Source organism: Kitasatospora sp. NPDC127111 (assembly GCF_042677465.1).
In the GTDB taxonomy this organism is placed as follows: Bacteria; Actinomycetota; Actinomycetes; order Streptomycetales; family Streptomycetaceae; genus Kitasatospora.
In genome coordinates, this window is sequence record NZ_JBHXTG010000015.1 from 37,704 (window position 1) to 50,657 (window position 12,954).

The 12,954-nt window shown below is 73.9% G+C and carries 12 protein-coding genes; 2 read left to right on the forward strand and 10 right to left on the reverse strand.

All coding sequences use genetic code 11. From position 1 onward, the window contains the following. The first annotated feature begins 231 nt into the window (after positions 1-231). A complete protein-coding gene (locus ACFVHB_RS12625; RefSeq protein ID WP_380319443.1) occupies positions 232-1,494 on the forward strand; it encodes a PQQ-binding-like beta-propeller repeat protein in 1,263 nt (420 codons plus the stop codon). A gap of 146 nt (positions 1,495-1,640) precedes the next feature. On the opposite strand, the gene fmt is transcribed toward ACFVHB_RS12625, so the two are convergent. Together fmt and def are read right to left on the reverse strand one after the other, a co-directional pair. Beyond that, positions 1,641-2,588: a methionyl-tRNA formyltransferase gene (gene fmt / locus ACFVHB_RS12630; protein ID WP_380319446.1), complete on the reverse strand. Its 948-nt coding sequence runs from the start codon at positions 2,586-2,588 to the stop codon at positions 1,641-1,643. A gap of 60 nt (positions 2,589-2,648) precedes the next feature. Beyond that, entirely contained in the window at positions 2,649-3,194 is a 546-nt protein-coding gene (def, locus tag ACFVHB_RS12635) for a peptide deformylase (RefSeq protein ID WP_380319449.1), read from the reverse strand. Positions 3,195-3,495: 301 nt separating this feature from the next. On the opposite strand from def, the gene ACFVHB_RS12640 reads away from it, so the two are divergent. Beyond that, complete coding sequence (locus ACFVHB_RS12640; RefSeq protein WP_380319452.1) at positions 3,496-4,047, forward strand: hypothetical protein; 552 nt, start codon at positions 3,496-3,498, stop codon at positions 4,045-4,047. A gap of 282 nt (positions 4,048-4,329) precedes the next feature. On the opposite strand, the gene ACFVHB_RS12645 is transcribed toward ACFVHB_RS12640, so the two are convergent. The 8 genes from ACFVHB_RS12645 to ACFVHB_RS12680 form a co-directional block, all read right to left on the reverse strand. Continuing rightward, a complete protein-coding gene (locus tag ACFVHB_RS12645) occupies positions 4,330-6,408 on the reverse strand; it encodes a primosomal protein N' (protein ID WP_380319455.1) in 2,079 nt (692 codons plus the stop codon). Between the two features lie 119 nt (positions 6,409-6,527). Continuing rightward, complete coding sequence (gene metK / locus ACFVHB_RS12650; RefSeq protein ID WP_380319458.1) at positions 6,528-7,736, reverse strand: methionine adenosyltransferase; 1,209 nt, start codon at positions 7,734-7,736, stop codon at positions 6,528-6,530. 150 nt (positions 7,737-7,886) lie between these two features. After that, positions 7,887-9,146, reverse strand: a complete 1,260-nt coding sequence (coaBC, locus tag ACFVHB_RS12655; protein WP_380319461.1) for a bifunctional phosphopantothenoylcysteine decarboxylase/phosphopantothenate--cysteine ligase CoaBC — start codon at positions 9,144-9,146, stop codon at positions 7,887-7,889. 173 nt (positions 9,147-9,319) lie between these two features. Then, a complete protein-coding gene (gene rpoZ / locus ACFVHB_RS12660) occupies positions 9,320-9,586 on the reverse strand; it encodes a DNA-directed RNA polymerase subunit omega (RefSeq protein WP_030056185.1) in 267 nt (88 codons plus the stop codon). 37 nt (positions 9,587-9,623) lie between these two features. Then, on the reverse strand, positions 9,624-10,181 hold the full coding sequence (gmk, locus tag ACFVHB_RS12665; RefSeq protein ID WP_380319466.1) for a guanylate kinase: 558 nt from the start codon (positions 10,179-10,181) through the stop codon (positions 9,624-9,626). Positions 10,182-10,230: 49 nt separating this feature from the next. Beyond that, positions 10,231-10,557: an integration host factor, actinobacterial type gene (gene mihF, locus ACFVHB_RS12670; RefSeq protein WP_380319469.1), complete on the reverse strand. Its 327-nt coding sequence runs from the start codon at positions 10,555-10,557 to the stop codon at positions 10,231-10,233. A gap of 409 nt (positions 10,558-10,966) precedes the next feature. Continuing rightward, a complete protein-coding gene (gene pyrF / locus ACFVHB_RS12675) occupies positions 10,967-11,800 on the reverse strand; it encodes an orotidine-5'-phosphate decarboxylase (RefSeq protein ID WP_380319681.1) in 834 nt (277 codons plus the stop codon). 29 nt (positions 11,801-11,829) lie between these two features. Next, positions 11,830-12,942 carry a quinone-dependent dihydroorotate dehydrogenase gene (locus tag ACFVHB_RS12680; protein WP_380319472.1) on the reverse strand — a complete coding sequence of 371 codons (1,113 nt, stop codon included), beginning with the start codon at positions 12,940-12,942 and terminating at the stop codon, positions 11,830-11,832. Positions 12,943-12,954 lie beyond the last annotated feature (12 nt).

Here is a 12,954-nt window from a genome sequence, read left to right on the forward strand (position 1 = left end):
TGTGTGCCTCAAAGTGCTGCGGGGGTTATCAAGGGAACAGTAACGCGAAACCCGGGCCCCGGCTCCCGGCCCGGGGCCTCCCGGCCGTCCGTACTCCGCCGCCACCCGTTCCGTTCGCCCAAGTACAGTGATCATCTGCCCGCCGGGGAGGCGGGCCGTCGACGAGGGGGTTCCACGGGGATGAGTTCACGCCGGGTTTCGGGACGGATGTCAGGACGGATTACGGGACGGATGACGGGACGGGCTTCCGCACGGATCGCGTCCGCCGCCGCGGTGCTGCTGCTGGTCGGCGCCTGCAGCGGCGGCGGCGGCCAGAACGGCGGCACCGACCAGGGCGGCAACGGCGGCACGGGAGGCTCCGGCGGCACCACGGCCACGGCCACGCCCACCGCCTCGGCCACGCCCCGCAAGAGCTTCGACCCGCCGTCCGCGTTCGACCGGGCCAAGGGCGTGCCGCTCCCCGTCGAGGCCAAGGCCTCGGCGGTCCTCCTCGACGGCCTGACCGCCTACCTCCCGGCCAAGGCGGGCCTCGAAGCGGTCGACCTGACCACCGGCAAGGTGGTCGGCACGGCTCCCACCCAGCAGCCCGCCAGCCTCGCCGAGACTCCGGTGCTCGCCGAGGTGGGCGGCAAGCGCCTGGTGATCGGGTCCTTCCCGGAGCTCGTGCGCGGCCAGGGCACCTCCGTGGACCACGGGATCGCCGAGCTGGTGGCCATGGACGCCGGCACCCACGGCCCCGCCTGGTCGCTACCGCTCGACCTGCCCCAGGGCATCGCCGCCGAGTACAAGTACGCGACCCTGCTCGGCGTGCGCGGCACCACGGCCGTGGTCGCCGTCTCGGACTCCGACCACGGCGCCGTCCTCGCCGTGGACCTCGTCGCCAGGAAGACCCTCTGGACGCAGAACGGTTTCTTCGGCGCCGCGCTCACCGAGGGTCAGGTCGTCGGCGTCGTCACCCAGGACGGCGTCCGGCAGAAGCTGTCGGCGATCGACGTCTCCGACGGCAAGACGGCCTGGAACGCGGAGGCCGACTCCTACCAGACGACGGTGCGGCCGGCCGGGCCGGCCACCGTGGTGGTTCAGGGCCGCGACTACGGCTCGGGCAAGAACTTCGCCTGGCTGGTGGACGGCGCGACCGGCAAGCGGACGCTCGACTTCTCCGGCGGGTTCACGCACACCTGCACGTACGACGGACGCTCGGTGACGGTCTGCGCCACCGACTCCTCGGCCTTCGCGGTCGAGCCCGCGACCGGCAAGGTGCTCTGGAAGCTCCCGGACGACGCGAACACCCGCGTCGCGCCGAGGGTCACCGCGGTCCGGCACGGCGTCGTCTACGGGACCACCAAGAACGGCCCGGTCATGCTGGACGCCTCCACCGGCCAGGACCGGCCCGGCAGCCCGCAGCTGGCGCCGGTCGCCGTCAACGAGTACGTCGGCCTCGCCCCGGCCGAGGGCACCGGCCAGGCCCTGACCGCCTACCCCGCCACCGGCTGACGGCGGGCCGGGGGGCGGGCCGGCGCGTCCGGCCCGCCCCCCGGTCGGTCCCCGCCGGCCGAGACCCTCGCCGACTGGTCTCGCCCGACCGGTCCTGGTCGACCGGTCCTGGTCGACCGGTACTCGCCCGACCCGTCCTCGCGCGCTCAGTCCTCGCCGAGGAGGCCGAACCGCTCGCCGGACTCGATCCGCGCGCCCCGCGCCCAGTCGGCGGCCCGCATCGCCTTCTTGCCCTGCGGCCGCACCTCGCCCAGTTCGACCTCGTGGCTGCCGGTGCCGACCCGGACGCTGTTCTTGCCGACCGCCAGTTCCCCGGGCGCCAGCGCCGACGAGTCCGTCACCAGCGTGACCGGCCCGGTGATCTTGAGCCGCTCACCGCGGAACACCGTCCACGCCCCGGGCGCCGGGGCGCAGCCGCGCACCACGCGGTCGACCCGGAGGGCGGGGTGGGTCCAGTCGATCCGGGCGTCCTCGACGGTGATCTTCGGCGCGAGGGTGACGCCCTCGGCGGGCTGCGGGACGGCGTGCAGGGTGCCGTCGGCGATGCCGTCCATGGTGGCGGCGAGCAGCCGGGCGCCGGAGTGGGCGAGCCGCTCCAGCAGTTCGCCGCTGGTGTCGGTGGGGCGGATCTCCTCGGTGAGGACGCCGAAGACCGGCCCGGAGTCCAGGCCCTGCTCGATCAGGAAGGTGGACGCCCCGGTGACCTCGTCGCCGGCCAGCACCGCGTGCTGGACGGGCGCGGCGCCGCGCCAGGCGGGCAGCAGCGAGAAGTGCAGGTTCACCCAGCCGTGCTCGGGGATCTCCAGCGTGCCGGGCCGCAGCAGCGCGCCGTAGGCGACCACCGGGCAGCAGTCCGGGGCGAGTTCGGTGAGCCGGGCGACGAAGTCCGGGTCGCTGGGCTTCGCCGGCTTGAGGACCTCGATCCCGGCCTCCTCGGCGCGCTGGGCGACGGGGCTGGCGACCAGCTTGCGGCCTCGCCCGGCGGGGGCGTCGGGGCGGGTGACCACCGCGACGACCTCGTGCCGGTCGGAGGCGAGCAGGGCGTCCAGGGCGGGAACGGCGACCTCGGGGGTGCCGGCGAACACGAGGCGCATCAAGTGCCTTTCTGGTAGCGGGACTTCACGAAACGAGCGGGTTCGGCAACCCAAACGGGTTCAGCGCGCCGAGCCGAAGGTGCTGTGCGGCGAGATCCGGACGACGGGCGCGGGTCCGCCGCCCCAGTCGGTCTCGCGGATCGCCTTCATCGCGGCCTTGCGCTGCTCGCGGTCGAGCCGGTCGATGAAGATGATGCCGTCGAGGTGGTCGGTCTCGTGCTGGATGCAGCGCGCGAGCAGCTGGGTGCCCTCGATGGTGACCGGGTCGCCGTACATGTTGAAGCCCTTGGCGACCACCCCGTACGCGCGCTTGGTGTCGTAGCGCAGCCCGGGGAGCGAGAGGCAGCCCTCGGGGCCGTCCTGCTCCTCCTCGGTGAGCGACAGGTCGGGGTTGATCAGGTGACCGGTGACGCCGTCCACGTGGTAGGTGAACACCCGTAGCGAGATGCCGAGTTGGGGCGCGGCGAGGCCGGCCCCGGGGGCGTCGAGCATGGTGTCGGTGAGGTCCCGGACGAGGGTGCGCAGCTCCTTGTCGAAGGTGGTCACCGGCTTCGCGGTGGCGCGGAGGACCGGGTCCCCGAAGATGCGGATCGGCTGGATCGCCACGGGCTGCGGGCTCCTGTCGCTCGGACTTCGGACTCTGGCTTCGGACTGCGGACTTCGGACTCGGGACCGCGGATTCCGGGTCGGGATCGTCGGTGTGCGGACGCCGGACCGTCGTCAAGTCTATGCAATCCCACCGGCCCCGTTCGGGCCGCGCCCGGGCATCTGGCATATCCCGACTCGCCCGCGCTGCGTGACCCCGGCCCCCGGTCCGGCGTTGGTCAAGTGAGATTGACCGGGGCCGGAGCGCGCGGGACACCGCGTTCCGGCCGAGCTGAACCGTACGGAAGGTGGCACGTAGGCCATGGCCGAGCAGATCAACCACGACGCACGGGCGCGGGCGAGCCTGCACCTGCTGGTGCGGGACATCGAGCGGGTGAGGCGCCAGGTCGACGCGCTGCGGACCCTCACCGCCCAACTGGGCAACGTCTACCGTCCGCGCCGCCCGAGCACCTCGGCCGGGTTCGTGGTGTACGGACGGGCGCCGGCGCCGACGGTGCGTCTGGCGCAGGAGCTGCGCGAGAGCGTGGAGACGCTGGTCGCGGCGGCGGTCGAGTTCGACCGGGCGCTGGGCTTCTCCTGGGACTCGGTGGGCTCGGCCCTCGGGGTCACCAAGCAGGCGGTGCACCGGCGGTACGGGATGCGCCGGCCGACCAGCGAGCTGCTGGCGGCCGGCGGGGTGCCGGCCTCCGGCGTTCCGGGGCCCGGCCGGCCGGACCGCGCCGAGGAGCTGCCCGCCGCGTCCGCCCCGACCGGGCTGGCCGCGACCGTCCCGGCGGCCCGCCAGGGCGGCCTGGACCGCAGCGCGCTGGACCGCGCGGCGATGGACCGCTCCGGCGTCCCCCTGCGCGGCTGAGCAGCGGCGCGGCCCGGGTGGGGAGCGGCGCACTCAGCCGCCCCTCACCCGGCAGCCGCCCGCCCCTGGCGACGCCCCACCCGGCAGCCGCCCGCCCCTGGCGACGCCCCACCCGGCAGCCGCCCGCCCCTGGCGACGCCCTCACCCGGCAGCCGCCCCTCCGCAGCACCCTCACCCGGCGGCCGGGCACCCCACCGGGCACCTCGCAGCGCCCCACCCGGCACCTCGCAACACCCCTCTCCCGGCAGCCGCCCGCCCCGCACCGCACCCGGCCGCCAAGCCTCACCCGATGTCCGTCGGGTCGATCCGCACCTTCACCGCCTCCGGCGTCCGCAGCGCGATCCGCGCGATCTGCGCCGCCTTGAGCGCCCCCGCCAGCGCCGCCCCCTGCCCCGGCGGCACCCGCAGCAGCGCCCGCTCCTGCTCCTCCCCCCGCAGCGCCGGCACCGGCACCGGGCCGAGCACGTCCGCCTCGGACGGCAGCCGGATCAGCGCGAGCAGGTCCGCGACCGCCGCCGGACTGCCGGTCACCGAGGCCATCCGCGACACCGGCGGGAAGTGCAGCTGCGCCCGCTCGTCCAGCTCCAGCCCGGCGTGCCCGAGCGGGTCCCAGCGGACCAGCGCCTGCACCGGCCGCGCCGTGGGCTCGGCGACCACCACCACCGTGCCGCCCTCGGCCGACGGCTTCACCAGGGCGGCGGCGGCCAGCCAGAGCCGCAGGGTCTCCTCGCCGGCCCGCAGGTCGGGGCGGCTGAGCAGCGCCCAGCCGTCCAGCAGCAGGGCCGCCGCGTACCCGCCGCCGCCCTCGACCACCGGCTCGGCGCCCGGCGTGGAGATCACCAGCGCCGGTTCGTCCGGGACGGTGGCCAGCACGGCGTCCCGCCCCGAGGTCCGCACCGGCACCCGCGGGAACGCCTTGCCCAGCTCCTCCGCCGTGCGCCTGGCCCCGACCACCTGGGCCCGCAGCCGGAACGAGCCGCACTCCTGGCAGTGCCAGTCCTGCTCCGGCTGCCCGCACCACCCGCAGTGCAGCGGCGCGTCCGCGGAGGCGGCCTCCAGCGGGCCCTCGCAGCGCCGGCACCGGGCGGGGGTGCGGCACCGCCCGCAGGCCAGCCGGGGGACGTAGCCGCGGCGCGGCACCTGGATCAGCACCGGCCCGCCGGCCGCCAGCGCCTCCCGCGCGGCCTCCCAGGCCACCGAGGGCAGCCGGGCGGCCTGGGCGGCGGCGTCCCGGTGCTGGTCCTGGTCGGTGACGGTGCGGACCCGCGGCGCCACCTGGCGGACGGTCTCCCGGTCGGCGACGAGCGGCCGCGCCCACCCGGTGCGGACCAGCTGCGCGCCCTCGACGGTCACCGCGTGCCCGCCGAGCAGGACGCCGGCCCCCTCCTCCGCGGCGCGCAGCAGCGCCACCTCGCGCACGTGCGGGTGCGGGGCGCGCGGATCGCTGTGGCTGCTGTCGCCGTCGGACCAGACGACCACCAGCCCGAGGTCCCGGACCGGGGCGAACATCGCGGCGCGGGTGCCGATGGCGGCGCGCACCGAGCCGCGGCTCACCGTCAGCCAGCGCCGGTACCGCTCGCGCGGGCCGAGATCGGCCGCCAGGGTGGCGTGCACGCCCTCGCCGAGCAACGCGGTCAGCGCCTGGTCCACCCGGGCCACCGAGCGGCCGTCCGGCAGGACGACCAGCGCGCCGCGCCCGCCCGCCAGCGTGGCGGCGACGGCCCGGGCGATCTCGTACGGCCAGCCGGGACCGGGCAGCGCCGTCCAGACCGCGCGCGGGGAGCCGCCACCGGCCAGCGCGGCGAGGAAGTCCGGTCCGGCGGCGTACCGCGACCAGCCGCCGGGCGCCGGAGCGGCGGGCCGGGGGCGGGGGGCCGGCGAGGGCTCGGCCTCGGCCTTGGCGTGCCGGGGCGGGACGGCCAGTTGGAGGACGTCCGCCAGGGTGCCCGCGTACCGGTCGGCGACGGTCCGGCACAGCCGCAGCAGCTGGGGGGTGAGCACCGGCTCGGGCGAGAGCACCTGGGCGAGCGGCGCCAGCGGGCCGGCGAAGTCGCTCCGCTCCAGCCGCGCGACGATGAAGCCGTCGTGCAGTTCGCCGCCCTCGCGCTGGCCCTTGACCACCCGCGCGCCGAACCGCACCCGGACCCGCACGCCGGGCTGGGCCTCCTCCGCCATCGCGGCGGGCACCGCGTAGTCGAAGAACTTGTCGATGGTCAGCACGCCCTTGTCGACCACCACCCGGGCGACCGGCAGGTGCTCGGCCAGCTTGGCACCGCGCCACGTCCGGGGCTTGGCCCGGCGGACCGTCTCCCGGATGAACGCCAGCTGCTCCGGGCCCCCGTTCTCCTCTGTGCTGCTCATCGCCCCAAGTAGTACCAGGTCACACCGACAGTGCGGACCGCGCCCGCACCGAAACGCGCAGGCGGTGGCCACCCCCACCGGGGGACCACCGCCTGCGGTCAGACGATCGGATCAGCCGTTCAGTCCTGCACGGCCTTCTTCAGCTCCTCGACCCGGTCGGTCCGCTCCCAGGTGAAGTCCGGCAGCTCGCGGCCGAAGTGGCCGTAGGCGGCGGTCTGGGCGTAGATCGGGCGGAGCAGGTCCAGGTCGCGGATGATCGCGGCCGGACGCAGGTCGAAGACCTCGGTGACGGCCTTCTGGATGGCCAGGACCGGGACGGTCTCGGTGCCGAAGGTCTCCACGAACAGGCCGACGGGCTCGGCCTTGCCGATGGCGTAGGCGACCTGGACCTCGGCGCGGCGGGCCAGACCCGCGGCGACGATGTTCTTGGCGACCCAGCGCATCGCGTAGGCGGCCGAGCGGTCGACCTTGGACGGGTCCTTGCCGGAGAAGGCGCCGCCGCCGTGGCGGGCCATGCCGCCGTAGGTGTCGATGATGATCTTGCGGCCGGTCAGGCCCGCGTCACCCATCGGACCGCCGATCTCGAACCGGCCGGTCGGGTTCACCAGCAGCCGGTAGCCGTCGGTCGCCAGCTTGATGCCCTGCTCGGCCAGCGCCTTCAGCTCCGGCTCCACCACGAACTCGCGGATGTCCGGGGTCAGCAGCGAGTCCAGGTCGATGTCGCTCGCGTGCTGCGAGGAGACCACGACGGTGTCCAGGCGCACGGCCTTGTCGCCGTCGTACTCGATGGTGACCTGGGTCTTGCCGTCCGGGCGCAGGTACGGGATCGTCCCGTTCTTGCGCACCTCGGACAGCCGCTTCGACAGGCGGTGCGCCAGGGTGATCGGCAGCGGCATCAGCTCCGGCGTCTCGTCGGACGCGTAGCCGAACATCAGGCCCTGGTCACCGGCGCCCTGCTTGTCCAGGTCGTCCTCGTCGCCCTCGACCCGGGCCTCGTACGCGGTGTCCACACCCTGCGCGATGTCGGGCGACTGGGCACCGATGGACACCGACACACCGCACGAGGCGCCGTCGAAGCCCTTCTTCGAGCTGTCGTAGCCGATCTCCAGGATCCGCTCGCGGACCAGCTGGGCGATCGGCGCGTACGCCTTGGTCGTCACCTCGCCGGCCACGTGCACCTGGCCGGTGGTGATGAGCGTCTCCACGGCGACCCGGGAGGTCGGGTCCTCCCGCAGGAGAGCGTCGAGGATGGTGTCGCTGATCTGGTCAGCGATCTTGTCGGGGTGTCCCTCGGTCACGGACTCCGAGGTGAACAGGCGGCGAGACACAGCGCTCCCTGGGGTTGCAGCGGCTGCTGACTGAAGGCCCCCGGCGAACCGGGGACATCCGGAAAGACTTGATTCCTGGAGTGTAACGGTCGGCTACCGGCAACCGTCACTCCATTCCGGAATTGAAGACCGAACGACCACCCTTCGAGATCAGTCCACGACCGTTCGGAGCCGTTCCGCGACCAGGTCCCAGACCACGTCGGCGAGCGCCTCCTTGGGGCCCACCGGCACCGCCGTCTCACTGCCGTCCGAGCCCAGCACCACGGCCTCGTTGACGTCCTGGCCGAACGCCTTGCCGTTGCCGACCTCGTTGACCACCAGCAGGTCGCAGCCCTTGCGGGCGAGCTTGGCACGGCCGTTGGCGAGCACGTCGTCGGTCTCCGCCGCGAAACCCACGACCAGTTGGCCCGAACGGGGGCGGTGCCCCGAGAGCTCGGCCAGGACGTCCGGGTTGCGGACCAGCGCGACCGGCGCCGGCTCGACCCCCTCGACCTTCTTGATCTTGCCGGTGGCGTACTCGGCGGGGCGGAAATCGGCCACCGCCGCGGCCATCACCACCGCGTCCGCGTCCTCCGCCGCCTTCAGCGCGGCGTCCCGCAGCTCCAGCGCGGTCGAGACGTGCACCACGTCGACGCCGGCCGGGTCGGGGAGCTCGGCGTTGGCCGAGAGCAGGGTCACCCGGGCGCCGCGCGCGGCGGCGGTCACCGCGAGCGCGTAGCCCTGCTTGCCGGAGGAGCGGTTGCCGAGGAAGCGCACCGGGTCCAGCGGCTCCCGGGTGCCCCCGGCCGAGACGACCACGTGCCGGCCGGCCAGGTCCGAACGGACCCCGCCGTGCCGCAGCACGGCCCGGCAGGCGTCGAAGATCGCGGACGGCTCGGGCAGCCGGCCCTTGCCGGTGTCCTTGCCGGTCAGCCGCCCGACGGCCGGCTCCAGCACGATCACGCCGCGGCGGCGCAGTGTGGCGACGTTCTCCCGGGTGGCCGGGTGCTCCCACATCTCGGTGTGCATCGCGGGGGCCAGCACGACCGGACAGCGCGCGGTGAGCAGCGTGTTGGTGAGCAGGTCGTCGGCGAGCCCGTGCGCGGCCTTGGCCATCAGGTCGGCGGTGGCGGGGGCGACCACGACCAGGTCGGCGTTCTGCCCGATCCGCACGTGCGGCACCTCGTGGACCCGCTCCCAGGTCTCGGTGGCGGCCGGACGGCCGGAGAGCGCGGCCCAGGTGGCCTCGCCGACGAAGTGCAGCGCGGCCTCGGTCGGCACGACGGTGACCTGGTGGCCGGACTCGGTGAACCGCCGCAGCAGCTCGCACGCCTTGTACGCGGCGATGCCGCCGCTGACGCCGAGGACCACGCGCGGGGCGTCCGCGCGGCCGGTGCCTGCCTGGGTGCTCGCGTCCGTGCTCGCGCTCATGCTTCCCATCTCTCCTCGCTCGGGACGTGCCTCACCCTACGACCCCTCAGCAACCGCCCGCACTGTGGCACCCCACACAGCCCCCACCAGCGAGAACGCGCCGAAGGGGCGCCGGGAACGCCGAAGGGCCCGCCGGAACGAGTCCGACGGGCCCTTCGACAGAAGGCACCGGCTCAGGCCGCCTCGACCGCCTCGGCGGTGAGCATGCCCGCGTTGATCTCGCGCAGCGCGATCGACAGCGGCTTCTCGTGCACGTGGGTGTCGACCAGCGGGCCGACGTACTCGAGCAGGCCCTCACCGAGCTGCGAGTAGTAGGCGTTGATCTGGCGCGCGCGCTTGGCGGCGTAGATCACGAGGCTGTACTTGGAGTCGGTGGCCTCGAGCAGCTCGTCGATCGGCGGGTTGATGATGCCCTCGGGCGCGGTCATGGAAGAGGACACGCGAAAACCTTCCGAAAGGGGTGAAAAGACAGACAGGTCAGCCTACACCGAGCAAGGCTAGCAGTTCGGTCGCCACCTGCTCGACGGAGGTGTTCACCAGGGTCGTGTCGAACTCCGGCTCGGCGGCCAGCTCGACCTTGGCGGCCTCCAGCCGCTTCTCGATCACGTCCTGCGGCTCGGTGCCCCGGCCGGTGAGCCGGCGGACCAGCTCGTCCCAGCTCGGCGGAGCCAGGAACACCAGCTGCGCCTCGGGCATCGACTCGCGCACCTGACGGGCGCCCTGCAGGTCGATCTCCAGCAGGACGGGCTCGCCGCGCTCCAGCTTCTCCAGCACCGCCGACCGCGGGGTGCCGTAGCGGTTGCCGGCGAAGACGGCCCACTCCAGCAGCTCGCCGTTGGCGATCAGCTTGTCGAACTCGTCGTTGTCGACGAAGTGGTACTGGACCCCGTGCTGCTCGCCCGGCCTCGGGTGGCGGGTCGTCGCCGACACCGAGAGCCAGACCTCGGGGTGCTGCTTCCTCATATGAGCGACGACCGTGCTCTTGCCGACCCCCGAAGGGCCGGAGAGCACGGTCAGCCGCGGACGCTCACTCATGCACCGATTATCCCGGATCGCGGACGATCCCGGGACCACGGGGGCACGGTCAGGCGGCACCGCCGCCGAACTCCCGCTCCAGGGAGGCGATCTGGTTCGTGCCGAGGCCACGGACGCGACGGCTCTCGCTGATGCCGAGGCGCTCCATGATCTGCTTGGCACGGACCTTGCCGACGCCGGGCAGGGACTCCAGCAGGGCGGAGACCTTCATCTTGCCGATGACGTCGTTGTCGGCCTTGCCGGCCTTGATCACCTCGTGCAGGGAGGCGTTGGAGTGCTTGAGCCGGTTCTTGACCTCGGCGCGCTCCCGGCGAGCCTCGGCGGCCTTGGCGAGCGCGGCGGTGCGCTGTTCAGGGGTAAGGGGCGGAAGAGCCACGCCGTTCACCTCAGGGTGTGGAAGGAAGGATTGAGCTATGACTGGTTTGGTTCCCAGGACACCGGCCGCAAGTGGGAACCGTACGGCTCTGACCTGCGAGAGCAACGGGAATCGCCGCTCTTCGATGACCTATCGCCGGACACTACCCGGATTGCGGCGCCACGTCAGGAAAAGAACACGAAAAGTCCTGGTCAGCCAAGGCCGACCAGGACTTTCCCGGGCAAAATGACCGCGATTGCGGACCTTTGGCTATACCGATGTGACCGCGCTCACGTCAGTCGGTCCGGCGCCGCGCCACCCCGTCACGGCTCGCCGAGGGCCGGCGGACCGCTCCCCCGCGGCTCACGTGGCCCTGCCCGCCGCGTCCTCGTGCGTTCCGCTTCACCGCGCCCTCACCTCACCGCGACGTTCACTTCACCGCGTCCGCGTACTCCCGGACGAAGCGGTCGGCCGCCTCCCGCAGGGCCGGCACCGACGGGCCGTGCTTGAGCACGTCCCGGCTGACGCTCGGCACCACGTTGCGCACCGAGGCGCCGAAGACCCGCGGCAGGTCCGCCATGGTCGCGCCCTGGGCGCCGATCCCGGGGGCGAGCAGCGGACCGTTGATCGCCAGGTCCACGCCCGCGTCCGCCAGGGTCGCGCCGACCACCGCGCCGAAGGAGCCGAGCGGCTCCGCGCCGGCGTTCTCCGCCGCGAGCTGGCGCAGCACCGAGGCGGCCACCGGCTCGCCGTCCGCGCCGACCGCGCGCTGCACCTCGGCGCCCTCCGGGTTGGAGGTGAGCGCCAGCGCGAAGACGCCCGCGCCGTTGGCCGCGGCCAGGTCGAGCGCCGGGCGCAGCGAGCCGAAGCCCAGGTACGGGCTGACCGTGACGGCGTCCGAGAAGAGCGGGCTGCCCGGGGCGAGGAAGGCCTCGGCGTAGGCGGCCATGGTGGAGCCGATGTCGCCGCGCTTGGCGTCCATCAGGACGAGCGCGCCGGCCGCCCGGGCCTGGGCGACGGACTTCTCCAGCACGGCGACGCCCTTGGAGCCGAAGCGCTCGAAGAAGGCGGCCTGCGGCTTGAGCACGGCGACCCGGTCGGCCAGTGCCTCGACCACGGTCCGGCTGAAGGTCTCCAGGCCCGCCACGGAGTCCTCCAGGCCCCAGGCGGCGAGCAGGGAGGCGTGCGGGTCGATGCCGACGCAGAGCTGGCCGCGGGTGTCGAGGGCCTGGCGCAGCCGGGCGCCGAAGGGGGCGAGGGTCATGTCGTCCTTTCCGGGGGTGGTCATGGGGTTCAGGAGGCCTTGCCGGCGGGGACGGCGCTGCCGACGGCGGCGGCCAGGTTGCGGAAGCCGCCGGCCCGGACCTTGGCCGACAGGCCCTTGTGGATGCGGCGGCACCAGAACGGGCCCTGGTAGATGAAGGCGCTGTAGCCCTGCACCAGGTCGGCGCCGTGGACGATGCGCTCCCAGGCGTCCTCGGCGGTCTCGATGCCGCCGACCGAGACCAGGGTGAGCCGGCCCCCGGTGCGGGCGCGCAGGCGCTGCAGCACCTCCAGCGCGCGGGCCTTCAGCGGGGCGCCGGAGAGGCCGCCCATGCCGATCTCCTCGATCCGGGCGGCGGACGCCCGCAGGCCCTCGCGGCCGATCGTGGTGTTGGTGGCGATGATGCCGTCCAGGCCGAGCTCCAGGGCGAGGTCGGCGACCGCGTCGACGTCCTCGTCGGCCAGGTCGGGGGCGATCTTGACCAGCAGCGGCACGTGGTGCGGGGTGGAGCGGTCGGCGGCCTCGCGGACGGCGGCGAGCAGCGGGCCGAGGTGCGAGACGGCCTGCAGGTTGCGCAGCCCGGGGGTGTTCGGCGAGCTGACGTTGACCACCAGGTAGTCGGCGTACTTGGCGAGCCGCTCGGTGGACTTCACGTAGTCGCCGATCGCGTCGGCCTCCTCGACCACCTTGGTCTTGCCGATGTTGACGCCGACCACCGGGGTGGAGCTGGTGTGCGGGCGCTGGGCGAGGCGCGCGGCGACCCGGGCCGAGCCCTGGTTGTTGAAGCCCATCCGGTTGACCAGCGCGCGGTCCTCGACCAGGCGGAAGAGCCGGGGCTGCGGGTTGCCGGGCTGCGGCTCGCCGGTGATGGTGCCGATCTCGACGTAGTCGAAGCCGATCATCGACAGGCCGTCGATGCCGACGCCGTTCTTGTCGAAGCCGGCCGCCAGGCCGAACGGGCCGGGCAGGTCGAGGCCGAGGGCGGTGGTGCGCAGCGCCCGGTCGCGCGGGGCGAGCACCAGCCGGACGAGGGTGCGCAGGCCGGGCACCGAGGAGGCCAGCCGGATCCAGAAGAAGGCGAGGTGGTGGGCCTTCTCCGGGTCCATCTTCTTGAAGACGAGGTCGAACAGGAGCTTGTACATGATGGTCCTCCC

Coding starts and splice junctions, on each gene's coding strand:
- ACFVHB_RS12645 (WP_380319455.1), bottom strand. CDS start 6,408: ATGAGCAGCACAGAGGAGAACGGGGGCCCGGAGCAGCTGGCGTTCATC.
- pyrF (WP_380319681.1), bottom strand. CDS start 11,800: ATGACCCTCGCCCCCTTCGGCGCCCGGCTGCGCCAGGCCCTCGACACC.
- gmk (WP_380319466.1), bottom strand. CDS start 10,181: ATGAGTGAGCGTCCGCGGCTGACCGTGCTCTCCGGCCCTTCGGGGGTC.
- ACFVHB_RS12680 (WP_380319472.1), bottom strand. CDS start 12,942: ATGTACAAGCTCCTGTTCGACCTCGTCTTCAAGAAGATGGACCCGGAG.
- ACFVHB_RS12625 (WP_380319443.1), top strand. CDS start 232: ATGACGGGACGGGCTTCCGCACGGATCGCGTCCGCCGCCGCGGTGCTG.
- coaBC (WP_380319461.1), bottom strand. CDS start 9,146: ATGAGCGCGAGCACGGACGCGAGCACCCAGGCAGGCACCGGCCGCGCG.
- ACFVHB_RS12640 (WP_380319452.1), top strand. CDS start 3,496: ATGGCCGAGCAGATCAACCACGACGCACGGGCGCGGGCGAGCCTGCAC.
- fmt (WP_380319446.1), bottom strand. CDS start 2,588: ATGCGCCTCGTGTTCGCCGGCACCCCCGAGGTCGCCGTTCCCGCCCTG.